General features: G+C 71.0%; 20 protein-coding genes. 9 read left to right on the forward strand and 11 right to left on the reverse strand.

Annotation, left to right across the window (positions count from 1 at the left end):
- Positions 1–8 precede the first annotated feature (8 nt).
- The 6 genes from ACY0PA_RS29725 (at position 9) to ACY0PA_RS29750 (ending at position 7,816) form a co-directional block, all read left to right on the forward strand.
- Positions 9–1,250, forward strand: coding sequence for a phosphatidate cytidylyltransferase (locus ACY0PA_RS29725; RefSeq protein WP_473080595.1), 1,242 nt, complete (start codon positions 9–11; stop codon positions 1,248–1,250).
- Positions 1,251–1,779: 529 nt separating this feature from the next.
- On the forward strand, positions 1,780–2,886 hold the full coding sequence (gene rlmN / locus ACY0PA_RS29730) for a dual-specificity RNA methyltransferase RlmN (RefSeq protein WP_473080596.1): 1,107 nt from the start codon (positions 1,780–1,782) through the stop codon (positions 2,884–2,886).
- Between the two features lie 209 nt (positions 2,887–3,095).
- On the forward strand, positions 3,096–4,181 hold the full coding sequence (locus ACY0PA_RS29735; RefSeq protein WP_473080597.1) for a thiamine ABC transporter substrate-binding protein: 1,086 nt from the start codon (positions 3,096–3,098) through the stop codon (positions 4,179–4,181).
- Positions 4,182–4,282: 101 nt separating this feature from the next.
- Entirely contained in the window at positions 4,283–5,929 is a 1,647-nt protein-coding gene (locus ACY0PA_RS29740; protein WP_473086473.1) for an ABC transporter permease, read from the forward strand.
- On the forward strand, positions 5,929–6,984 hold the full coding sequence (locus ACY0PA_RS29745) for an ABC transporter ATP-binding protein (RefSeq protein ID WP_473080598.1): 1,056 nt from the start codon (positions 5,929–5,931) through the stop codon (positions 6,982–6,984). The genes ACY0PA_RS29740 and ACY0PA_RS29745 overlap by 1 nt, the downstream gene beginning before the upstream one ends.
- 10 nt (positions 6,985–6,994) lie before the next feature.
- Positions 6,995–7,816: a maleylpyruvate isomerase family mycothiol-dependent enzyme gene (locus tag ACY0PA_RS29750; protein ID WP_473080599.1), complete on the forward strand. Its 822-nt coding sequence runs from the start codon at positions 6,995–6,997 to the stop codon at positions 7,814–7,816.
- Positions 7,817–7,837: 21 nt separating this feature from the next.
- On the opposite strand, the gene ACY0PA_RS29755 is transcribed toward ACY0PA_RS29750, so the two are convergent.
- From ACY0PA_RS29755 to ACY0PA_RS29780, 6 genes are all read right to left on the reverse strand, one after another.
- Positions 7,838–8,977, reverse strand: coding sequence for an LOG family protein (locus ACY0PA_RS29755; RefSeq protein WP_473080600.1), 1,140 nt, complete (start codon positions 8,975–8,977; stop codon positions 7,838–7,840).
- A gap of 32 nt (positions 8,978–9,009) precedes the next feature.
- Positions 9,010–9,417, reverse strand: a complete 408-nt coding sequence (locus ACY0PA_RS29760; RefSeq protein ID WP_405478225.1) for a VOC family protein — start codon at positions 9,415–9,417, stop codon at positions 9,010–9,012.
- Positions 9,418–9,569: 152 nt separating this feature from the next.
- Positions 9,570–10,736, reverse strand: a complete 1,167-nt coding sequence (locus ACY0PA_RS29765; RefSeq protein WP_473080601.1) for a hypothetical protein — start codon at positions 10,734–10,736, stop codon at positions 9,570–9,572.
- A complete protein-coding gene (locus ACY0PA_RS29770) occupies positions 10,718–11,464 on the reverse strand; it encodes an ABC transporter ATP-binding protein (protein WP_473080602.1) in 747 nt (248 codons plus the stop codon). Before ACY0PA_RS29770 ends, ACY0PA_RS29765 begins: the two co-directional genes overlap by 19 nt.
- Positions 11,465–11,658: 194 nt before the next feature.
- Complete coding sequence (locus ACY0PA_RS29775; RefSeq protein WP_329569844.1) at positions 11,659–13,038, reverse strand: aspartate aminotransferase family protein; 1,380 nt, start codon at positions 13,036–13,038, stop codon at positions 11,659–11,661.
- Positions 13,023–13,520, reverse strand: coding sequence for an Lrp/AsnC family transcriptional regulator (locus tag ACY0PA_RS29780; protein WP_100595184.1), 498 nt, complete (start codon positions 13,518–13,520; stop codon positions 13,023–13,025). Before ACY0PA_RS29780 ends, ACY0PA_RS29775 begins: the two co-directional genes overlap by 16 nt.
- Positions 13,521–13,701: 181 nt before the next feature.
- On the opposite strand from ACY0PA_RS29780, the gene ACY0PA_RS29785 reads away from it, so the two are divergent.
- On the forward strand, positions 13,702–15,141 hold the full coding sequence (locus ACY0PA_RS29785; protein ID WP_473080603.1) for a gamma-aminobutyraldehyde dehydrogenase: 1,440 nt from the start codon (positions 13,702–13,704) through the stop codon (positions 15,139–15,141).
- Positions 15,142–15,450: 309 nt separating this feature from the next.
- Here ACY0PA_RS29785 and ACY0PA_RS29790 read toward each other — a convergent pair whose 3' ends face one another.
- The 4 genes from ACY0PA_RS29790 to ACY0PA_RS29805 form a co-directional block, all read right to left on the reverse strand.
- Positions 15,451–15,840 carry a hypothetical protein gene (locus ACY0PA_RS29790; RefSeq protein WP_473080604.1) on the reverse strand — a complete coding sequence of 130 codons (390 nt, stop codon included), beginning with the start codon at positions 15,838–15,840 and terminating at the stop codon, positions 15,451–15,453.
- A 153-nt stretch (positions 15,841–15,993) separates the two neighbouring features.
- A complete protein-coding gene (locus tag ACY0PA_RS29795) occupies positions 15,994–16,275 on the reverse strand; it encodes a hypothetical protein (protein ID WP_473080605.1) in 282 nt (93 codons plus the stop codon).
- The gene (locus ACY0PA_RS29800; RefSeq protein ID WP_473080606.1) at positions 16,254–16,934 is read right to left on the reverse strand and encodes a glycerophosphodiester phosphodiesterase; all 681 of its coding nucleotides are present in this window, start codon (positions 16,932–16,934) and stop codon (positions 16,254–16,256) included. Before ACY0PA_RS29800 ends, ACY0PA_RS29795 begins: the two co-directional genes overlap by 22 nt.
- 13 nt (positions 16,935–16,947) lie before the next feature.
- Entirely contained in the window at positions 16,948–17,991 is a 1,044-nt protein-coding gene (locus ACY0PA_RS29805; protein WP_473080607.1) for an adenosine deaminase, read from the reverse strand.
- 368 nt (positions 17,992–18,359) lie between these two features.
- Between ACY0PA_RS29805 and ACY0PA_RS29810 the strand changes: the two genes are divergently transcribed.
- Positions 18,360–19,112, forward strand: coding sequence for a DUF4190 domain-containing protein (locus tag ACY0PA_RS29810; protein ID WP_473080608.1), 753 nt, complete (start codon positions 18,360–18,362; stop codon positions 19,110–19,112).
- A 25-nt stretch (positions 19,113–19,137) separates the two neighbouring features.
- On the opposite strand, the gene ACY0PA_RS29815 is transcribed toward ACY0PA_RS29810, so the two are convergent.
- Positions 19,138–19,764: an NADAR family protein gene (locus ACY0PA_RS29815; RefSeq protein WP_473080609.1), complete on the reverse strand. Its 627-nt coding sequence runs from the start codon at positions 19,762–19,764 to the stop codon at positions 19,138–19,140.
- 206 nt (positions 19,765–19,970) lie between these two features.
- Here ACY0PA_RS29815 and ACY0PA_RS29820 point away from each other — a divergent pair, with 206 nt between their 5' ends.
- Positions 19,971–21,500 (forward strand): gamma-aminobutyraldehyde dehydrogenase, encoded by a 1,530-nt coding sequence (locus ACY0PA_RS29820; RefSeq protein ID WP_473080610.1) that lies wholly within the window; start codon positions 19,971–19,973, stop codon positions 21,498–21,500.
- Positions 21,501–21,548: the final 48 nt, after the last annotated feature.

The following is a 21,548-nucleotide window of genomic DNA, read 5'->3' on the forward strand; positions in this document are numbered from 1 at the left end:
GGAATTCCGTGAACGACTCTTCCTGGGGAGCGCCGACCGGAGCCGGGTACTGGGGGCTGCCCGACCAGGGGCCCTCCCAGGGGGCTTCCCCGGCGGGTCCCGCGTACGAACAGCATGCGGTTGAGGAGACTCGGCCGATGCCCATCGTGCCCGAAATGCCCGAGGTGCCCACCGGTGGTCGTGACCAGGACGACGATCGGGGGGCTGCTCGGCCGAGCGGTCCCCTGTTCCGCGACGAGTCGCAGGGCGGGAGCCGGCACGAGGACCCTCGCGGGGGCCAGCACGAACCGCAGCATCAGACACAGCACGAACCGCAGCATCAGACGCACCGCCCGACGCAGCACCAGACGCCGTATGTGACGCCGCACGAGGCGCAGCACGAGAGCCGGCAGGAGCCCATGCCAAGCGCCGCACAGCCCGCCCCCGCACCGAAGAAGAGCGCGGGCCGTGACCTCGGGGCCGCCATAGGAGTCGGGGTGGGGCTCGGCGCGGTGATCGTCGCCTCACTCTTCATCGTCAAGGCCGTGTTCATCGGCGTGATAGCGGTGGCCGTCGTCGTCGGCCTCTGGGAGCTCACCTCGCGGCTCGAGGAGCGCAAGGGCATCAAGGCGCCGCTCGTCCCGCTCGCGGTCGGCGGCGCGGCGATGGTCGTCGCCGGATACGTCCGCGGCACCGAGGGCGCCTGGGTGGCGATGGCGCTCACCGCGCTCGCGGTCCTGGTCTGGCGCATGACGGAGCCCCCCGAGGGTTACCTCAGGGACGTCACGGCGGGTGTCTTCGCCGCGTTCTACGTCCCGTTCCTGGCAACGTTCGTGGCACTCATGCTCACCGCGGACGACGGGCCGCGGCGCGTCCTGACGTTCCTGCTGCTGACGGTCGTCAGTGACACCGGCGCGTACGCGATCGGCTGGCGCTTCGGCAAGCACAAGCTCGCCCCGCGCATCAGCCCCGGCAAGACCCGCGAGGGCCTGGTCGGCGCGGTGACGTTCGCGATGGCCGCCGGCGCGCTGTGCATGCAGTTCCTGATCGACGACGGGGTCTGGTGGCAGGGCCTGCTACTCGGGCTCGCGGTTGCGGCCAGCGCCACGCTCGGCGACCTCGGCGAGTCGATGATCAAGCGCGACCTGGGGATCAAGGACATGGGCACGCTCCTCCCCGGGCACGGCGGGATCATGGACCGCCTCGACTCCCTGCTCCCGACGGCGCCGGTGGTCTGGCTGCTCCTGGTGATCTTCGTCGGTGCCGGCTGACCGGCCCGATCATCCAGGCTGACCTGCGCGGATTCAGGTGACGGGCTCGTTGTCCACAGGGCGGCGGGCCCGTTGTCGTACGTCTGTGGCACTGGAAGGGCTATGCCTGAGGCCGGAGAACTGGCAGCGATGCGGCGGGATTTGGCCCCCGACCTAACTCCAGCAGCTGCGTGAAGACGTACGAGAGCCGGTGCATCGTCGAAGGCACGCTCCCGCCGGCCGGGACGACCTGCCGGCAGGACGAGCCCCCTTCCCCGCGCCCAAGCCGGCCGGCGACGGCGGCGCCACCGGCGGCGGGACGGCCGGCACCGTCCACTGAGTCGGGTGGCCAGTAGAGCGCCAACCTGCATGGATGCTGCGCGAGAGCCGGGAGCCAGGAGTCGGGAGCCGAGAAGCCGGGAGGCCGGGACCGGGAGCCGAGAGGCCGGGCCGTGTGTCGTCCGAGGGTGGCCGATGACGCCCGGCGACGACCGCCCCGCACTTCCTGTGCCCCAGGTCACGCAAATGGATCTGCGACACTGGAAGCGTTATGCCTGCACCCGGAGAACTCACTTTCGTTGCCCCGCGCGGAGCCAAGAAGCCGCCGCGGCACCTCGCCGACCTCTCGCCCGCCGAGCGGAAGGAGGCCGTTGCCGCGATCGGTGAGAAGCCGTTCCGCGCCAAGCAGCTGTCGCAGCACTACTTCTCGCGGTTCGCGCACGACCCCGCGGAGTGGACCGACATCCCCGCCGGTTCGCGCGGCAAACTGCAGGAGGCGCTGCTTCCGGAGCTGATGACGGTCGTCCGGCATCTGTCGACGGACCAGGACACCACCCGCAAGACCCTGTGGCGGCTCTTCGACGGCACGCTCGTCGAGTCCGTCCTGATGCGCTACCCGGACCGGGTCACCATGTGCATCAGCTCGCAGGCGGGCTGCGGAATGAACTGCCCGTTCTGCGCCACGGGACAGGCCGGCCTCGACCGGAACCTGTCGACGGGTGAGATCGTGCACCAGATCGTCGACGGCATGCGCGCGCTGCGCGACGGCGAGATCCCGGGCGGCCCGGCCCGCCTGAGCAACATCGTCTTCATGGGCATGGGCGAGCCCCTCGCCAACTACAAGCGGGTCGTCGGCGCCATCCGCGCGCTCACCGACCCCGAGCCCGACGGCGTCGGCCTCTCGCAGCGCGGGATCACCGTCTCGACCGTCGGTCTGGTCCCCGCCATGCACCGGCTCGCCGACGAGGGCCTCAAGTGCCGTCTCGCCGTCTCGCTGCACGCCCCCGACGACGAGCTGCGCGACACCCTCGTCCCGGTCAACACGCGCTGGAAGGTCCGCGAGGTCCTCGACGCGGCGTGGGAGTACTCCGAGAAGTCGGGCCGTCGCATCTCCATCGAGTACGCGCTCATCCGCGACATCAACGACCAGGCCTGGCGTGGTGACAGGCTCGGCCGCCTGCTCAAGGGCAAGCGGGTCCACGTCAACCTGATCCCGCTGAACCCGACGCCGGGCTCGAAGTGGACGGCCTCGCGCCCCGAGGACGAGAAGGCCTTCGTCGAGGCCATCGCGGCCCACGGCGTCCCGGTCACCGTCCGCGACACCCGTGGCCAGGAGATCGACGGGGCGTGCGGCCAGCTCGCCGCCACCGAGCGGTAACCTGACTGGCGTACGTACATCTTCATATTCCGACAGGGGAGCGCCACAGCGCTGAGAGTGCGGCATCGGCCGCAGACCCTCTGAACCTTGCCCAGGTCATTCTGGGTAGGAAGTTCGGTCGCCACTCAAGCTGTTGTGCCCTGCCCGGGAATCGTCCGCGATCCTGGGCAGGGCCGCGTCTCTTCCTGGTCACCCAGGAGGGAACTTAAGTGAGCACCACCATCAAGGCCACGGCCGTCGCCGTGGCGGCCGGTCTCGGACTCGTCACGCTCTCCGCGTGCGGGGGATCCGGGTCCGGCAAGGACTCTGCGGACTCCAAGACCGTCACCCTCGTCAGCCATGACTCGTGGGCCGTCTCCAAGAGCGTGCTCAAGGACTTCGAGAAGCACTCCGGCTACAAGGTCACGGTCCTGAAGGACGGTGACGCGGGCGAGGCCGTCAACAAGGCCATCCTGTCCAAGGACAATCCGCAGGGCGACGTCCTCTTCGGCGTCGACAACACGCTCCTGTCGCGCGCCCTCGACAACGGCCTCTTCCAGCCGTACGAGGCCACGGGCCTGGACCAGGTGGGGACCGAGTACCAGCTCGACAAGGACAAGCACCGCGTCACCCCGATCGACACCGGCGACATCTGCGTCAACTACGACAAGAAGTACTTCGCCGATCACAAGCTGACGCCGCCCGCCTCGTTCGACGACCTCGCCAAGCCGGCGTACAAGAACCTGCTCGTCACGGAGAACGTGTCGACGTCGTCGCCCGGTCTCGGCTTCCTGCTCGGCAGCGCCGCGCAGTACGGCGACGAGGGCTGGCAGGGCTACTGGAAGAAGCTCAAGGCCAACGGCGTGAAGGTCGTCGACGGCTGGGAGCAGGCGTACAACGAGGAGTTCTCGGGCTCCGCCGGTGGCAGGAAGGCGGGCGGTGACCGGCCACTCGTCGTGTCGTACGCGTCGTCGCCGCCGGCCGAGGCGATCTACTCGGACCCGCAGCCGAAGACCGCCCCGACCGGGGTCGCGGCCGGCACCTGCTTCCGCCAGACCGAGTTCGCCGGCCTGCTGAGCAACGCGAGGAACGAGAAGGGCGGCAAGGCGCTCCTCGACTTCCTGATAGCGAAGGAGTTCCAGCAGGACATGCCGCTGAACATGTTCGTGGACCCGGTGACGAAGGACGCGGCCCTGCCCGCCGACTACGCGAAGTACGACGTCAAGGTCGACGCCCCGAAGACCATGGCGCCGAAGAAGATCGCCGACAACCGTGACGCCTGGGTCAAGTCGTGGACCTCACTCGTACTCAAGTGACGCCGCCCGCACGGCCTCCGATAAAGCAACCGGTAAAGCCCCCGGTGGAGCGCTCGGCGAAGTCCCTTAAGGGGCGCGGGAGCGCGGCGCGGCTCGGCCTGATGGCCGTGCCCGTCGCGTTCTTCGCGCTGTTCTTCGCCTATCCGGTCGCGGCGATCGTCTCCCGCGGCCTGAAGGCAGGCGGCCACTGGCAGTTGGGGCGGATCGCCGATGTGCTGGGGCAGCCCGACATCCGGCACGTCCTGTGGTTCACGACCTGGCAGGCGCTCGCGTCGACGGTGCTCACGCTGCTGATCGCGCTCCCCGGCGCGTACGTCTTCGCGCGCTTCGAGTTCAGGGGCAAGCAGGTCCTGAGGGCCGCCGTCACCGTGCCGTTCGTGCTGCCGACCGTCGTCGTCGGCACGGCGTTCCTGGCGCTGGTCGGCCGCGGCGGGCTGCTCGACAGCCTGTGGGGCGTACGCCTCGACACCACCGTGTGGGCCATCCTGCTCGCCCATGTCTTCTTCAACTACGCCGTGGTCGTCCGCACCGTCGGCGGACTGTGGTCACAGCTCGACCCGCGGCAGGAGGAGGCCGCCCGGATGCTGGGCGCCTCCCGCTGGACGGCCTGGCGGAAGGTGACGCTGCCCGCGCTCGGACCCGCCGTCGCGGCCGCCGCACTGATGGTCTTCCTCTTCACGTTCACGTCGTTCGGCGTGGTCCAGATCCTCGGCGGGCCGACCTTCTCCACCCTCGAAGTGGAGATCTACCGGCAGACCGCGCAGATCTTCGACCTCTCCTCGGCGGCCGTCCTCACGATCGTGCAGTTCGCCGCCGTCGGGATCATCCTCGCCGTGCACGCCTGGAGCGTGCGCCGCCAGGAGAGCGCGCTGCGCCTCGTCGACGCGGCGCACACCGCCCGGCGCCCGCGCGGCGCGAGCCAGTGGGCGCTGCTCGCCGGGGTGGTCGCCACGGTCGCGGTGCTGATCCTGCTGCCGCTCGGCGTGCTCATCCAGCGCTCGTTCGACGGTCCCGACGGCTTCGGGTTCGCCTACTACAAGGCACTGACCTCGTCCGACAGCGGCGTGTTCCTGGTGCCGCCGATCGAGGCGATCGGCAACTCCCTCACATACGCGCTCGCCGCGACCGCCATCGCCGTCGTGATCGGCGGACTCGCCGCCGCGGCCCTGACGCTCCCCCGCTCTCGGCTCCGCTCGAGCGGGGGGACCCCCATGGCCGGCCGTCTCGTACGGGGCTTCGACGCGCTCCTCATGCTGCCGCTCGGCGTCTCCGCCGTCACCGTCGGCTTCGGATTCCTGATCACCCTGGACAAGCCGCCCCTCGACCTGCGCGGCGCGTGGATCCTGGTGCCGCTGGCCCAGGCCCTGGTCGGGGTGCCCTTCGTCGTCCGCACCATGCTGCCGGTCCTGCGCGCGGTCGACGGGCGGCTGCGCGAGGCCGCCGCCGTCCTCGGCGCCTCGCCGCTGCGGGCCTGGCGCGAGGTCGATCTGCCGATGGTACGCAGGGCGCTGCTGATCGCCGCCGGGTTCGCGTTCGCCGTGTCGCTCGGCGAGTTCGGGGCGACCGTGTTCATCGCCCGCCCGGACAACCCGACCCTGCCCGTCGCCGTGGCGCGGCTCCTCGGGCGCGCCGGTGACCTCAACTACGGCCAGGCGATGGCCCTTTCGACGATTCTCATGGTGGTGTGCGCGGTGTCGCTGCTGCTGCTCGAACGCATCCGCACGGACCGTACGACGGGGGAGTTCTGATGGCCCTGCTGACTCTGGACGACGCGACCGTGCGGTTCGGTGGCCCGTCCAAAACGGCGCATGCGGCGCTCGACCGGGTCGGTCTGGAGGTCGCCGAGCACGAGATCGTCTGCGTGCTCGGCCCCAGCGGCAGCGGCAAGTCGACGCTGCTGCGGGTCGTGGCCGGGCTCCAGGGGCTCGACGGGGGCCGCGTGTTCCTCGACGGCCGCGACCAGGCGGGTGTGCCCGCGCACCGGCGGGGCGTCGGCCTCATGTTCCAGGACCACCAGCTGTTCCCGCAGCGCGACGTGGGCGGCAACGTCGCCTTCGGGCTGCGGATGCACGGCGCCTCCCGCTCCGGACAGCAGGACCGTGTGCGGGAGTTGCTGGAGCTTGTCGGGCTGCCCGGAGCCGGGCGGCGCGCCGTCGCCTCGCTGTCCGGTGGCGAGCAGCAGCGCGTCGCTCTCGCCAGAGCGCTCGCTCCCCGCCCTCGTCTGCTCATGCTCGACGAGCCGCTCGGTCAGCTCGACCGCTCGCTGCGGGAGCGCCTGGTCGTCGAACTCAGGGAACTCTTCGGCGAGTTGGGCACGACCGTGCTCGCCGTGACGCACGACCAGGGCGAGGCCTTCGCGCTCGCCGACCGCGTCGTGGTGATGCGCGACGGACGGATCGCCCAGTCCGGTACGCCACTTGAGGTGTGGCGCCACCCTGCCGACGAGTTCGTGGCGCGCTTCCTCGGCTTCGACAACGTGGTCGAGGCCACGGTCGCCGGTGAGGCCGCGGACACGCCGTGGGGCAAGGTCCCCGTCCCCGCGGGCTCCCCGCAGGGCCGGGGCCGGATTCTGGTCAGGCCCGCGGGCGTACGCCTTGTGCCCGCCGCCGAGGCCCAGTTGACGTGCACGGTCACCGCGCGCACCTTCCGCGGCACGCATGTCGCCGTACACCTCCAGGCCAGGGAAGCGCCCCGCCTCGAAGCGGCCTGCGCGCTGCGGGACGCGCCGGAGCCGGGGGGCGAGGTCGGGGTGGCGTTCGACGCGGGCGAAATCGTGGTGCTGGACGGTGCCGCTCCCGCATAGGGTCCGGCACATGACCGACACCCCTGCACTCGCGCCCTCACCCGCCCCAGGACTCCTGACGCATGACCGCTACTGCGACGAAATCATCGCCCAGACCGCCCTGTTGACGGACCACCTGGCGGGCGCCGACCTCTCGGTGACGGTGCCGACGTGTCCTGACTGGACCCTGCGCGACCTCGCCCTCCATGTGGGCCGCGCCCACCGCTGGGTCGAGACGATCGTACGGACCAGGTCCGCCGGTCCGGTCTCGGAGGAGCAGGTGCCGCACTTCACCGGCGGCGACGACCCGGCCGCCCTCGCCGACTGGCTCACGGAGGGAGCCGCGCTGACCGCCGGCGCGCTGCGCGCCGCGGGTGCGGACACAGCCGTATGGACCTGGGCCTGGGAGCATTCCACCGGATTCTGGGCCCGCCGCATGACCCATGAGACCGTCATCCACCGCGCGGACGCGGCGCTCGCGGCGAAGACCGACTACGACGTGGTGCCCGAGATCGCGGCCGACGCGGTCGACGAATGGCTGCAGATCGTCCAGTACTTCCAGCGGGCCGACCCGTCGGACAACGCGGCGGAGCTGCGCGGCGCCGGCCGCAGCCTGCACCTCCACGCCACCGACACTCCGGCGGGCCTCGACGCCGAGTGGCTGATCGACCTTGGCGAGGGCGGCTTCACATGGCGCCGCGGCCACGAGAAGGCGACCGTCGCGCTGCGGGGGCCGCTGACCGACGTGCTGCTCGCCTTCTACCGGCGCGCGCCCCTCGACGGCGGACGCGTGGAGGTCCTGGGGGAGCGGGAGCTGCTGGAGTTCTGGCTGGAGCGGGCGACCTTCGGATAGGGCCGCCCAGCTGAGTCCGGCTCAGCCCAGCTTCGCGAGCGCGTCCGCCGCTTCCTCCACCGTGTCCACCAGCGCGATCCGCGCGTCCATCGAGCGTTCCCGGGCCAGGGCCGTGAGCAGCGGCCAGGCCGGCAGGTGCTCCGTCCAGTGGGCGCGGCCGACGAGGATCATCGGGGTGGGCTCGCCCCGGGACTCGTAGTAGTTCGGCGTCGCGTTGTCGAATATCTCCTGGACGGTGCCGGCCGCGCCCGGCAGGAAGACCACGCCCGCGTTCGAGCGGGCCAGGAGACCGTCCTCGCGGGTGGCGTTCGCGAAGTACTTCGCGATGTGCCCGGCGAAGGCGTTCGGCGGCTCGTGGCCGTAGAACCAGGTCGGGATGCCGACCGAGTCGCCGCCGCCGGGCCAGCGCGAGCGCACCGCGAAGGCGGCCGACGCCCACGCCGTGACCGACGGGGTGAACGAGGGTGCGGCGGACAGGAGCTGGAGCGCCTCGGTCAGCATTCCGTCGTCGAACCGTGCCGCGTACGCGCCCAGGTTCGCCGCCTCCATCGCGCCCGGACCGCCGCCCGTGGCAACGGTGACCCCGGACCGCGCGAGCGTCCTGCCGAGCCGCGCCGCGCCCGCGTACCCGTCCGTGCCGCGCGCCATCGCGTGACCGCCCATGACCCCCACCACCCTTGCGCCGGCGAGGAATTCGTCGAGGGCGTCGGAGACGGAGTCGTCGTGCACGGCCCGCAGCATCGACGCGAAGACATCGCGGTCGGCCTTGGTCTGCTGGAACCAGTCGTACGCGCGGGCGTCCGGCGTCGACTCGTAGCCGCCCTCCGCGAGACCCGCGAACAGCTCGTCGGGGGAGTAGAGACGGCCCCGGTACGGGTCGAAGGGGAGGCCGGGGACCGGCGGGAAGACGAGTGCGCCGGTGGCGCGGACCCGGGCCGCGGCGTCGGGCCCCATCGGACAGCCGAGGAAGACGGCGCCCTCGGCGTCCAGGGTGAGCAGCTCGTCCGTACGCTCCGTCAGGTCGACGGCCTGCACGCGGCGCCCGGCGAGCGAGCCGTGCGCGGCCACGACCTCGTCGAACTCGTCGAGCGTCTCGATCTCACGGCCGGCGTCCGTGTGCGGGATCGCGGGCCTGCGCGGGGCGGGTTCAGGGGTCTGCACCCGCCCATGCTAGGCGGCGGTACTTCCGGGCATCAGCCCTGGACGGCCGCCGGGTCCATCCACATGATCTCCCAGGTGTGGCCGTCCGGGTCGTCGAAGGCGCGGCCGTACATGAAGCCGTGGTCCTGCTTCTCGCCGGTCTCGGTGCCGCCCGCGGCGATCGCCTTGTCGACGAGCTCGTCGACCTTCTCGCGGCTCTCGGCGCTCAGACACAGCAGCACCTCGGTGTTCTTGGTCGGGTCGACGATCGTCTTCTTGGTGAAGCCGGCGTACTTCTCCTTGGTGAGGAGCATCACCACGATGTGCTCGCTGACCACCACGGCGGCGCCGGTCTCGTCGGAGAACTGCGGGTTGATCGAGTACCCGAGCTCGGTGAAGAACTTCTTCGACGCGTCGAGGTCGTTCACGGCGAGGTTCGGGAAGATCATCTGCTGGTACATGGCGGGTCCGTCTCTTTCGTTCGCTGGTGTCGGTGCGGCGTCCGCTGTGCCGTACGCAGTGTTAGACGGGCGGCCCGCCCGTAACTCATCGCCCGCCGCGCACTTTCCTTCGATCTCCTTCGGGGGCCCGCTGGAGGTGGTGCGGGCCGCGCTCAGGCGGCGAGCGGGAGCGCCGCCAGTTCCGCGACCATCCACGTCAGCGGGCCGAACACGGCGAGCAGTGCCGCCGCGCGCAGCCCGGCCGCACCCCGCAGGAGACTCACGGGGGCGCCGAGCCGGAGCAGGGCGGCCATGGTGTCGGAGCGGGCGTGCTTGGCCTCGATCGCGGCCGTCAGGAGCGTGGCGACCGTACAGCCCATGACGAGGACGGCGCCGAGCGCGGACAGCGGACCGAGGTCGGGCTGACGTCCCGACCAGAGGGTGAGCCCCGCGTACGCACCGGAGGCCACGGCGCAGACCACGCCCAGGGGGCGGCCGATGCGTCGGGCCTCCTCCTGGAGCACCCGGCCCGCCAGGAGCCGCGCCGCTCCGGGCCGCACCGCCTGAAGGGCCCGGCCGCACTGGTACGTGAGCCCGGGACCCGCGAGAGCGAGGCCGAGGGCCGTCAGCGTCCAGCCGGCCAGCACGCCTGCCGGGCTGCCGCCCAGGCCGCCCGGCATGGGGAACCCCGCGGTGGCCTGCGCGCGGGAGGCGTACGTCTCCACGGCGAGGCCCGTAGCCAGCAGGGCCACGCCCCAGGGCAGACCGGTCGGCGCGGGCACCGGGGCGGCGGGATCGCGCGGATCCGGCTGCGGCTCGCCGGCCTTGGCGGCGCGCGGGCGCAGCACGACGGCGGAGGCGGCGGACGCGGCGAGCGGGACCAGGGCGAGCAGGGTCAGGGTGGCGCCCAGGGGCAGGGAGCGGTCGGCGGCGAGGAGGCCGCGGGCGGCGCCGTCGAAGGGCAGTCCGGAGAGGTCGCCGCGCAGGTGCAGGAAGAACAGCAGCGCCAGCATCGAGCCGAGCGTGCAGGAGACCGCGGTGGAGATCGCCGAGATGAGGGTGAGGCGCGCAGGCCCCAGGCCGACCGCGGACAGGCCGGGACGCGGCCGGGTGCCCGGGTCGGTGCGGGCGACGGCGACCGCGAGGTGGACGGTCGCGGCGATCGGCACCAGGCACCAGGCGAGGCGCAGTACGGATCCGGTGGAGGCGTCGGGGTGGCCCAGCGCGTAGCCGAGCGTGCACAGCAGGAGGAAACCGGTGCCGGCGGAGGCGGCCGCGACCAGGAGCCTGCGGAGCTGGACGACGGGCCGGCCCCCACGGGCTAGACGGAGAGCGAGCACGCGGCCCGGCCTTCCGCGTCGGTGCTGCCGGGTACCCCGGGCAGATGGACCGTGTTCACGCGGCGCCCGTCGAGGAGCGACATCGAGCGGTCGGCCAGGGCGGCCACCTCGGTGTCGTGCGTGGCGAGGACGACGGTGATGCCGTGCGAGCGGGCCGCGGCCATCAGGGTGCGCAGGACGTGGGCGCGGTCGGCGCGGTGCAGGGGCGCCGTGGGCTCGTCGGCGAAGAGCACGGAGGGCGCGGTGACCAGGGCGCGGGCGATGGCTACGCGCTGGCGCTCCGACTGGATCAGGGCGTGCGGGCGCTTGCGGGCGCACATCCCGATGTCGAGCCGCTCCAGCCACTCCAGGGCGGAGGCCTTGGCGGCGCGGCGGCTGCCGCCGCGCATCATCAGGGCGAGCGCCGTGTTCTCCCAGGCGTTCAGCTCGGGCACGAGGTGCGGCTCGGGGTCGATCCAGGCGAAGCGGTCGCGGCGCAGCCGTTCCCGGACGAGCGAGCCCATGGTGTGCACGGGGGTGCTGTTGAACCAGACCTCGCCCTGCTGCGGCAGGAGCTGGCCGGAGAGGCACTGCAGGAGCGTTGTCTTGCCGCTGCCGCGCGGTCCTGTGACGGCGAGGATCTCGCTCTCGCGGACACCGAGCGAAACGCCGGTCAGCGCGGGCGAGCCGTTGTGGGAGAAGTGCAGGGCGCGTGCCCAGAGCACGTCGTTGTCCGGCGGGGCCACCATGGCGAACACCTCGTTCAGAGACTGCAGATCAGAAATGCCGTAAGACGAGCCGTCCCCCTTACGGGGGAACGAAGGCAGGGCCGATCGGTCACTGGGCACGCTAGGTATTCGCCGGCGCGGGTCGGGAAATGACGCGGCCCGGCCGCACCCATCTCACTCGGATGGGGGCAGCCGGGCCGCGGGAGCCGTCAGGCTCAGATCTTGCTCCAGGCCTCCGTGAGGACCTGGCGGATGATGCCCTCGATCTCGTCGAACGTGGACTGGTCCGAGATCAGCGGCGGCGACAGCTGGATGACCGGGTCACCACGGTCGTCGGCGCGGCAGTACAGGCCGTACTCGTAGAGCTTCTTGGACACGAAGCCGTAGAGCACGCGCTCCGACTCCTCGTCCGTGAAGGACTCCTTGGTGTCCTTGTCCTTGACGAGCTCGATGCCGTAGAAGAAGCCGTTGCCGCGGACGTCGCCGACGATCGGCAGGTCGTGCAGCTTCTGCAGCGTCTTGAGGAAGCTGGCCTCGTTGTCGAGCACGTGCTGGTTGAGGCCCTCGCGCTCGAACAGGTCGAGGTTGGCGAGCGCCACGGCCGACGAGACCGGGTGGCCACCGAAGGTGTAGCCGTGCAGGAAGGTGTTGTCACCCTTGTAGAACGGCGCGGCGATCCGGTCGGAGACGATGGTCGCGCCGATCGGGGAGTAGCCCGAGGTCATGCCCTTGGCGCAGGTGATGATGTCCGGGATGTAGCCGAACTTGTCACAGGCGAACATCGTGCCGAGGCGGCCGAAGGCGCAGATGACCTCGTCCGACACGAGCAGCACGTCGTACTGGTCGCAGATCTCGCGCACGCGCTGGAAGTAGCCGGGCGGCGGCGGGAAGCAGCCACCGGCGTTCTGCACGGGCTCGAGGAAGACCGCGGCGACGGTCTCGGGGCCCTCGAAGAGGATCTCCTGCTCGATCTGGTCGGCGGCCCAGCGGCCGAAGGCCTCGGGGTCGTCGCCGTGGATCGGGGCGCGGTAGATGTTGGTGTTCGGCACCTTGTGCGCGCCGGGGACCAGCGGCTCGAAGGGGGCCTTCAGAGCCGGCAGGCCGGTGATCGACAGGGCGCCCTGCGGGGTGCCGTGGTAGGCGACCGCGCGGGAGATGACCTTGTACTTGGTGTGGTTGCCGTTGAGCTTGTGGTACTGCTTCGCAAGCTTCCAGGCGGTCTCGACGGCCTCGCCACCACCGGTGGAGAAGAAGACCTTGTTGAGGTCACCCGGGGCGTAGTGGGCGAGGCGCTCGGCCAGCTCCACAGCCTTCGGGTGGGCGTACGACCACACGGGGAAGAAGGCCAGCTCGGTCGCCTGCTTGGCGGCGACCTCGGCAAGCTCCCTGCGTCCGTGGCCGGCCTGCACCACGAACAGGCCGGAGAGCCCGTCGAGGTACTTCTTGCCCTGGTCGTCGTAGATGTAGGTGCCCTCGCCACGCACGATGGTGGGAACGGGCGCGTTCTCGTACGACGACATGCGGGTGAAGTGCATCCACAGGTGGTCGTACGCGGTTCGGCTGAGGTCCTTGCTCACGGCTATCGGGTTCCCCACATATAGGTCTGCTTCTTGAGCTTGAGGTAGACGAAGCTCTCGGTGGAGCGCACGCCGGGAAGGGTCCGGATGCGTTTGTTGATGACGTCCAGGAGCTGGTCGTCGTCCTCACACACGACCTCCGCGAGGAGGTCGAACGAGCCCGCGGTCATGACCACGTACTCGACTTCCGGCATGGCCGTCAGCGCCTCGGCGACGGGATCGAGGTCACCCTCCGCGTTGATGCCGACCATCGCCTGGCGTCGGAAGCCCACGGTGAGCGGGTCCGTGACGGCGACGATCTGCATCACGCCCTGGTCGAGCAGCTTCTGGACGCGCTGTCGCACGGCCGCTTCGGAGAGGCCGACGGCCTTGCCGATAGCTGCGTACGGCCTACGGCCGTCTTCCTGGAGCTGTTCGATGATGGCGAGGGAAACGGCGTCGAGCGGCGGGGTGCCGGTGCCGTTCCTCGATCCTTTTGGGTCTGCGCTGCGACTGGCCACGTCCCCCACCATGCACGAGGAGTCGACAGTTCCGCAAGCCTGGATCGATGAAATTCGTTGTTTGAGAGCTCGAAGTTCACGGATTTCGCAGATCTGGCGTGCTGGGGGGTGTTGAAAGCGTGGGGCTACGGATTAGGGTGGTATCTCATCCAATGGACATCCGACCAGGAGGGCCGCCTCAGTGACCAGCGAGCTGCGTCGTCTGCGCAATTACATCGACGGTGAGTTCCGGGACGCCGCCGACGGACGGACCACCGAGGTGGTCAACCCGGCCAACGGTGAGGCGTACGCGACCGCCCCGCTGTCCGGCGACGCCGATGTGGACGCCGCCATGGCCGCCGCCGAGGCCGCGTTCCCGGCCTGGCGCGACCTCACGCCCAGCGAGCGCCAGAAGGCCCTCCTCAAGATCGCGGACGCGTTCGAGGAGCGGGCCGAGGAGCTCATCGCCGCCGAGGTCGAGAACACCGGCAAGCCGACCGGCCTGACCCGGTCCGAGGAAATCCCGCCCATGGTCGACCAGATCCGCTTCTTCGCGGGTGCGGCGCGCATGCTCGAGGGCCGCTCGGCCGGCGAGTACATGGAGGGCCTGACCTCGATCGTCCGCCGCGAGCCCATCGGCGTCTGCGCCCAGGTCGCGCCGTGGAACTACCCGATGATGATGGCCGTTTGGAAGTTCGCCCCGGCGCTCGCCGCGGGCAACACGGTCGTCCTGAAGCCGTCGGACACCACCCCGGCGTCCACGGTCCTGATCGCCGAGATCATCGGCTCCATCGTCCCCAAGGGCGTCTTCAACGTCATCTGCGGTGACCGCGAGACCGGCCGCGCGATGGTCGAGCACAAGACTCCGGCGATGGCCTCCATCACCGGCTCCGTGCGCGCCGGCATCTCGGTCGCCGAGTCCGCCGCCAAGGACGTCAAGCGCGTCCACCTGGAGCTCGGTGGCAAGGCGCCGGTCGTCGTCTTCGAGGACACCGACATCGCCAAGGCCGTCGAGGACATCTCGGTGGCGGGCTTCTTCAACGCGGGCCAGGACTGCACCGCAGCCACCCGCGTCCTCGTCCACGAGTCCATCCACGACGAGTTCGTCCAGGCCCTCGCCAAGGCGGCGGCCGACACGAAGACCGGCCAGCCGGACGACGAGGACGTGCTCTACGGGCCCCTCAACAACCCGAACCAGCTCGCCCAGGTCACCGGCTTCATCGAGCGCCTCCCGGCGCACGCCAAGGTCGAGGCCGGCGGCCACCGCGTCGGCGACAAGGGCTACTTCTACGCCCCGACCGTTGTCTCGGGCGTCAAGCAGGACGACGAGATCATCCAGAACGAGGTCTTCGGCCCGGTCATCACCGTCCAGTCCTTCGCGGACGAGGCGCAGGCCGTCGAGTGGGCGAACGGCGTGGAGTACGCGCTGGCCTCGTCGGTCTGGACGAAGGACCACGCGCGCGCGATGCGCATGTCCAAGATCCTCGACTTCGGCTGTGTGTGGATCAACACCCACATCCCGCTGGTCGCCGAGATGCCCCATGGCGGCTTCAAGAAGTCCGGCTACGGCAAGGACCTGTCGTCGTACGGCTTCGACGACTACACGCGCATCAAGCACGTCATGACGTCGATCGAGGGCTGATCGGCGGCACCGAACTGCTCCGTCCGCCCCCGCGTGGCTCCGGCCGCGCGGGGGCGGTGGCGTGTCCGGGGAACGCTGCCGCACGGCGGTCGCGGGTGATCGACAGTGCGTCGGCTCTCACCCCGTCGGCTTGACGCGGCGTCCATTGTCCGGGCCCGCTGGGCGCGGGCATCCTGCACAAGTGCGAGCGACACGATGCGCGCGCGGCTCGCCATCGCGCGCGACATCACGTCGAAGGAACGCCCGGAACTCGCCAAGCGGTGGAACGCGATCGCGGGGCTGTGAGGGGGCCGGCCGGTTCCGGCCCGGTCAGTTCCACAGTGGCGTGGTCACGACCCGGTGGAACGCGTCCGGGTGGCCCTGCGGATAGGTGAGCGTGATGCGCGCGTAGTGCCGGCGGTCCTGGTGCTTGGTCCAGTACTCCGGCCGGTCGAGGCGGACCGTGACGCGGTACGAGCGGAACTTGCCCGCCGCGCAGTACGGCTTGCAGTCGTTGACCACGCTCGTGCCCGTGGCCGTCGCCGTGGACGTGCCCCAATGCGACCACTTGAGCGAGGTGAGGAGGCTGTTGCCGTCCCCGCACGCGAGCATGAAGTCGGTGGGCCGCACCTGTGGGTGCCAGGTGCAGTCGACGAGCACGGTGTCGGTGTTCTTCTGCTGCGGCTTCGGCGGCGCGGTGGAGGCGGAGGCCGGAACCATGGCTGCTGCGAGGGACCCGGCTGCACAGAGTGTGAGCGCCGTCTTCAGTGTTTTGCTCCTCAAAGTACCCTCCCGGCAGATCGGGGGGCCCTGGGCCCCGTGGTGCTCGTTCCGACGCTAGAGGGGTCCCGTGAGATGCGCCACTCGAACGGGTTAGCACCGCACGGACGGGGTACCGGCGGGCCGGTCAGCCCTTGACGCCGCCATGATGATGCGCTCGGCGACGGGATTCATCGCGTCGCCCTTGGCGTCCGTCGCGCCGACGGAGTAGACCACGGTCCGTGACAGTTCGCGGGTCGCGGCGACCCCGGTCACGTACCCGTAGCGGGATCCGGACTTGCCCCAGTACACCGAGCCGCCGGCCTCGAGGCGCTGGAGGCACGCGCCCGCCTGAGGGGCGGCGGGTCGGGCGGTCAGTTGCCGCGCAGCCCGCACAGCACGTCGATGCGGTTCGTCGTGATCGAGTCGACGCCGAGGCCGAGGAGGCGGCGCATCGCCGACTTCGTGTCCGGGGTCCACGCGGAGACCAGCAGGCCCTGGCGGTGCACATGGGCCACCAGCTCCCGACTGACCAGCGGGAAACGGTAGTTGAGCCAGGCCGGCCTGACCGCTTCGAGCACCCCGGGCCGCGGCGGGGCCAGCGTCGTCCACGTCAGCGCGATCTCGGCGGCCGGGTCCGCGCGCCGCACCGCCAGCATCGTCTCCGCGCCCGCGCAGTAGTAGGCACGCTCGTCGGCGCCGCAGTCCCGGATGACCCCGATGACCGTACGGACCACGCGCGCGTCCGCGCCCGGCAGGTCCACCATCACCCGTCGCTCGGCGAGTATCTCCATGGCCTGTTCGAGGGTGGGCACGGCGCCCGCGGTGAGGCCGCGCACCTCGTCGTACGAGAGCGCGGAGAGCGGGCGGTCGTGGTCCCACAGCCGCTTGAGAGTGGAGTCGTGCAGCAGCACGGGCACGCCGTCGCGGGTCAGACGGACGTCGATCTCGACCACGTCCGCCCCCTGCTCCAGCGCGGAGCGCAAGGAGGTGAGGGTGTTCTCACGGACGCGGTAGGGGTCGCCCCGGTGGGCCACGGCAGTCACGGTACGCATGGCCCCATTGTGGTCAGCCGGTCAGGCCCCCGGCGAGCCACGTGTCCGTGTACGTGTCGATCTCCGCGGCGATACGGGCCTTGCCCGGCTCGTCGAGGAACGACGCGTCCACCGCGTTCCTGGCGAGCGCGGCCACGCCCCGCTCGTCGAGGCCGAGGAGGCGGGCGGCGACGGCGTACTCGGTGTTGAGGTCCGTGCCGAACATCGGCGGGTCGTCGGAGTTGACCGTGACGACGACCCCGGCGTCGACGAACTGCTTGATGGGATGCTCCTCCAGGGTCTTCACGGCGCGCGTCGCGATGTTCGACGTCGGGCAGACCTCGAGCGGGATGCGGTGCTCGGCGAGGTGGGCGAGGAGCTCCGGGTCCTGGGCGGACGTCGTGCCGTGGCCGATGCGTTCGGCGCCGAGGTGGACCAGGGCGTCCCAGACCGTGCCGGGGCCCGTGGTCTCGCCGGCGTGCGGCACGGAGTGCAGGCCGGCGGCGATCGCCCGGTCGAAGTACGGCTTGAACTGGGGGCGCGGCACGCCGATTTCGGGCCCCCCGAGCCCGAAGGAGACGAGGCCCTCCGGACGGAGCGTGTCGGTGGTCGAGAGCCGCACGGTCTCCTCGGCGGACTCGAGCCCCGCCTCGCCGGGGATGTCGAAGCACCAGCGCAGGATGGTGCCGAACTCGGCCTCTGCCGCCTTGCGGGCGTCCTCGATCGCCTCCATGAAGCCGTACTCGTCGATGCCGCGGCGGACGGAGGAGTACGGGGTGATGGTCAGCTCGGCGTACCGCACGTTCTGCCGGGCCATGTCCCGCGCGACCTCGAACGTGAGGAGGCGGACGTCCTCCGGCGTGCGCACGAGGTCGACGACCGAGAGGTATACGTCGATGAAGTGCGCGAAGTCCGTGAACGTGAAGTAGTCGGCCAGCGCCTCGGGGTCCGTCGGGACCTTGGAGTCCGCGTGGCGGGCCGCGAGCGTGGAGACGATCCGGGGGGACGCCGAGCCGACATGGTGCACATGCAGCTCTGCCTTTGGCAGTCCGGCGATGAAGGCATGCAGATCGGTCACGGATTCCTCCCCAGGAACTTGGATGATCGGCTGATCGGGTGAGTCGCAGTCATCGTAGGCGTGCCACGGCCGCGACCCGGCGGCGGCCGTAGCATGACGGGACGTCCGGGTGGGAGAAGAAGGGGGACGAGCGAGCGATGTCCGAGGACACAGGGGACACAGAGGGCAGAGAGGGCGCCGAGAGCGCTGAGGGTGGCTACGGTTCGGCGGCTGCGCCGGAGCGGGGGCCGGGGGATCAGCCTGGGGGCGGGGTGTCCCTGGGGAAGCGGGAACCGGACCCGTGGGCGGCTCCGGCGGAGACGGGCCCGCGGGACGCCGTGCCGGGGGAGGTGGCACAGGGGGAGGCCGGGCCGGTTGCGCCGGGGCCGGTGAACCCGTTCGTGCCGCCGTCCCACGCCGAAACGCAGGTGGACCCCTTCGCCGCGCCCTCCGCACCCATCTCGCCCGGCGAGCCGTACAACCCGTTCGCCCCGCCCTCCCCGGGCGCCGCGACGGCCCCCGGCCGCTGGTCACAACAGCCGCAACAGCCACACCAGTCGCAATACCCGCACCCGCACGCCCAGCCGCCGGGTGCCCCGTACGGCATGCCCCCCGGCTATCCGGCGGCGCAGGCCGGGGCCCCCTGGGCGCCGGGGGCCAACCCCTTCGCGCCGCCCGGTGGGCCCGTGCCCCCGCCGCCCGTCTCGCCCGACGGGCCGGGACAGATGCAGTACGGCTACCCGGCGGCCCCGTACGGCTACGGATACGGCCAGCACGCGGCGACCGGCCCTGCCTCGATGGTCCACGGCGTCCCCGGCTACGGCTGGCCCGGGATGCAGCCGCAACCCGCCAACGGCATGGGCGTCGCCGCTCTGACGCTCGGGATCATCTCGGCCGCCGCCTTCATCCTGTGGCCGATCGCGATCATCGTCGGCATCCTCGCCATCATCTTCGGCGCGATCGGCCGCGCGAAGGCGAGCCGCGGCGAGGCCACCAACCGTGGCCAGGCCCTGGCCGGACTGATCTGCGGCATCGGCGGTCTGGTGCTCGCGCTGGTCACGATGTTCTTCGTCATCGCCTACAGCGACTCGTCGAGCGGCAGCGACAGCAGCGACGACAGCGGCTACTCCGCCACCCTGTAGGACACCGCCAACGGGGACCGGGCCGTCAGGCCCGGTCCGCCAGCCGCTCACGCGCCGCCATCAGCGCGAACCCCAGCAGATTGAGGCCACGCCACCGTCTCGGATCGGCGGCCGCCTCCGCGTCGGCCGCGAGGCCGATGCCCCACACGAGGTCGAGCGGGCTGGCCTCAACGAGGACCCTCCCCCAGCCTTCGGCCGGGGGGACCCCCACCTCGCTTCGCTCGCCCGTCCCGAGCAGGAACTCCCGCAGATCCGCGTGCGCCGCGAACTTGTGCACGCTGCCCTCGACGACGATCCCGAACCGCTCGCGCGCCCAGACGTCCTCGTCGAAGCCGCGCACGAGGCGCCCCGCTTTCTTGGCCTGCGAGGGATGCGCCGCCCCGACGGCTCTGCGCTCGGCCTCGGCGTCACCGAACAGCCGGGCCTTAGCGGCCATCATCCAGTGCTCGGCCGTCGTGTACTCGACCCCGTCCACCGTGAACGGCGCGACCCACCACTGACTGAGGCAGCTCGCCCCGACCGTGCCGTCGGCCCGCGGGGCGTGCCCCCAGAAGTGCAGGTACTTGACCCGTACACCCGCTTCCACCGCCCTGACCAGCGAGTCCTGATCGTGGATGGACGCGGCCCCCTCAAGCTTTTCGATCTTCCCCATGCACGCGAGTCTGGCACGCACCACGGACACTCCGTCCTTGGTTTTTCTGGGGAACTCGACACCTGGTCGACAGATTCCGTCGCGTAACCAAAAGGCAACAACGGAATCACTTGTTGCAGTACATCGCCTCTGTCAGGATCGGCACTCAAATCGAGCTGGAGCTACGCCGGCCCCGCGGGACGGGGCTCTGGCGGAGGAGAGCGATAATGCACAACCCTGGCAACAGCACCCGCTTCCAGGCCCAGGACCGGTTCGCCGAAGGCGCCCAGTACATCGCGGGCCGCCTCACCAAGGGCACATCGGGCCGCACCCACGCAGTCGTCGACCCGGCCACGGGCCAGGACGTCTACACGTACGAGCTGGCCGGCGCCGAAGACGTCGACGCCGCGGTGGCCGCGGCCCGCGAGGCCTTCCCCGGCTGGGCCGGCGCCACGCCGGGCGAGCGTTCCGACGCGATGCACCGCTTCGCGGGCGTCCTGGCCGAGCGCGCCGAGGACCTCGCACAGGCCGAGTCCCTGCAGTGCGGCAAGCCCCTCAAGCTGAGCCGCGAGTTCGACGTCCCCGGGACCGTCGACAACACCGCGTTCTTCGCGGGCGCCGCCCGGCACCTCCAGGGCCAGTCCGCCGGCGAGTACAGCGGCGACCACACCTCGTACGTGCGGCGCGAGCCCATCGGTGCCGTCGGGTCCATCGCTCCCTGGAACTACCCGCTCCAGATGGCCGCCTGGAAGGTCCTTCCGGCGATCGCCGCGGGCAACACCATCGTGCTCAAGCCCGCCGAGCTGACCCCGCTCACCTCCCTCCTGTTCGCGCAGGCCGCGACCGAGGCGGGCATCCCCGACGGCGTCGTCAACATCGTCACGGGCGCGGGCAGGGACGCCGGCGAGCACCTTGTCGGACACCCCGACGTCGCCATGACCTCCTTCACGGGGTCGACGGGCGTCGGCAAGCGCGTCGCCGAGATCGCCACCTCCACCGTGAAGCGGCTGCATCTGGAGCTCGGTGGAAAGGCGCCGTTCGTCGTCTTCGACGACGCCGACCTGGAGGCCGCCGTGCACGGTGCGGTCGCGGGCGCCCTGATCAACACGGGCCAGGACTGCACCGCCGCCACGCGCGCGTACGTGCAGCGCCCCCTCTACGACGCCTTCGTGCAGGGCGTGGCCGACCTGATGGAGAGCATCCGGGTCGGCGACCCGTTCGCGCCGGACACCGACCTCGGCCCGCTGATCTCACACGCCCAGCGCGACCGCGTCGCCGGATTCGTCGACCGGGCCCGCTCCTACGCGCGCGTGGTCGCCGGCGGCGTCATCCCCCAGGGCGACCTCGAGCAGGGCGCGTACTACCGGCCGACCCTCGTCGCGGACGCCGCCCAGGACAGCGAGATCGTCCAGGCCGAGATCTTCGGCCCCGTGCTCGTCGTGCTGCCCTTCGACAGCGACGACGAGGGCATCCGCCTCGCCAACGACACGCCCTACGGCCTGGCCGCCTCCGCCTGGACCAAGGACGTGTTCCGGGCGAACCGCGCCACCCGCGAGATCAAGGCGGGCTGTGTCTGGGTCAACGACCACATCCCGATCCTCAGTGAGATGCCGCACGGCGGCTACAAGGCGTCCGGCTTCGGCAAGGACATGTCTGCCTACTCCTTCGAGGAGTACACGCAGATCAAGCACGTCATGTTCGACAACACGGCGGTCGCCCGGAAGGACTGGCACCGCACGATCTTCGGGGACCGATAGTCGTCAGGCCGCCCTCGGGGCGGCCGCACCCTCTCCCGTAAGGGACCC

The organism is Streptomyces sp. DS1-CR2 (genome assembly GCF_055760475.1).

What these genes read in the sequence shown, in the direction of transcription:
- rlmN (WP_473080596.1), top strand. Translation starts at nt 1,780, where the DNA reads ATGCCTGCACCCGGAGAACTCACTTTCGTTGCCCCGCGCGGAGCCAAG.
- ACY0PA_RS29740 (WP_473086473.1), top strand. Translation starts at nt 4,283, where the DNA reads ATGGCCGTGCCCGTCGCGTTCTTCGCGCTGTTCTTCGCCTATCCGGTC.
- ACY0PA_RS29745 (WP_473080598.1), top strand. Translation starts at nt 5,929, where the DNA reads ATGGCCCTGCTGACTCTGGACGACGCGACCGTGCGGTTCGGTGGCCCG.
- ACY0PA_RS29750 (WP_473080599.1), top strand. Translation starts at nt 6,995, where the DNA reads ATGACCGACACCCCTGCACTCGCGCCCTCACCCGCCCCAGGACTCCTG.
- ACY0PA_RS29760 (WP_405478225.1), bottom strand. Translation starts at nt 9,417, where the DNA reads ATGTACCAGCAGATGATCTTCCCGAACCTCGCCGTGAACGACCTCGAC.
- ACY0PA_RS29770 (WP_473080602.1), bottom strand. Translation starts at nt 11,464, where the DNA reads ATGGTGGCCCCGCCGGACAACGACGTGCTCTGGGCACGCGCCCTGCAC.
- ACY0PA_RS29790 (WP_473080604.1), bottom strand. Translation starts at nt 15,840, where the DNA reads ATGGTTCCGGCCTCCGCCTCCACCGCGCCGCCGAAGCCGCAGCAGAAG.
- ACY0PA_RS29800 (WP_473080606.1), bottom strand. Translation starts at nt 16,934, where the DNA reads ATGCGTACCGTGACTGCCGTGGCCCACCGGGGCGACCCCTACCGCGTC.
- ACY0PA_RS29815 (WP_473080609.1), bottom strand. Translation starts at nt 19,764, where the DNA reads ATGGGGAAGATCGAAAAGCTTGAGGGGGCCGCGTCCATCCACGATCAG.
- ACY0PA_RS29820 (WP_473080610.1), top strand. Translation starts at nt 19,971, where the DNA reads ATGCACAACCCTGGCAACAGCACCCGCTTCCAGGCCCAGGACCGGTTC.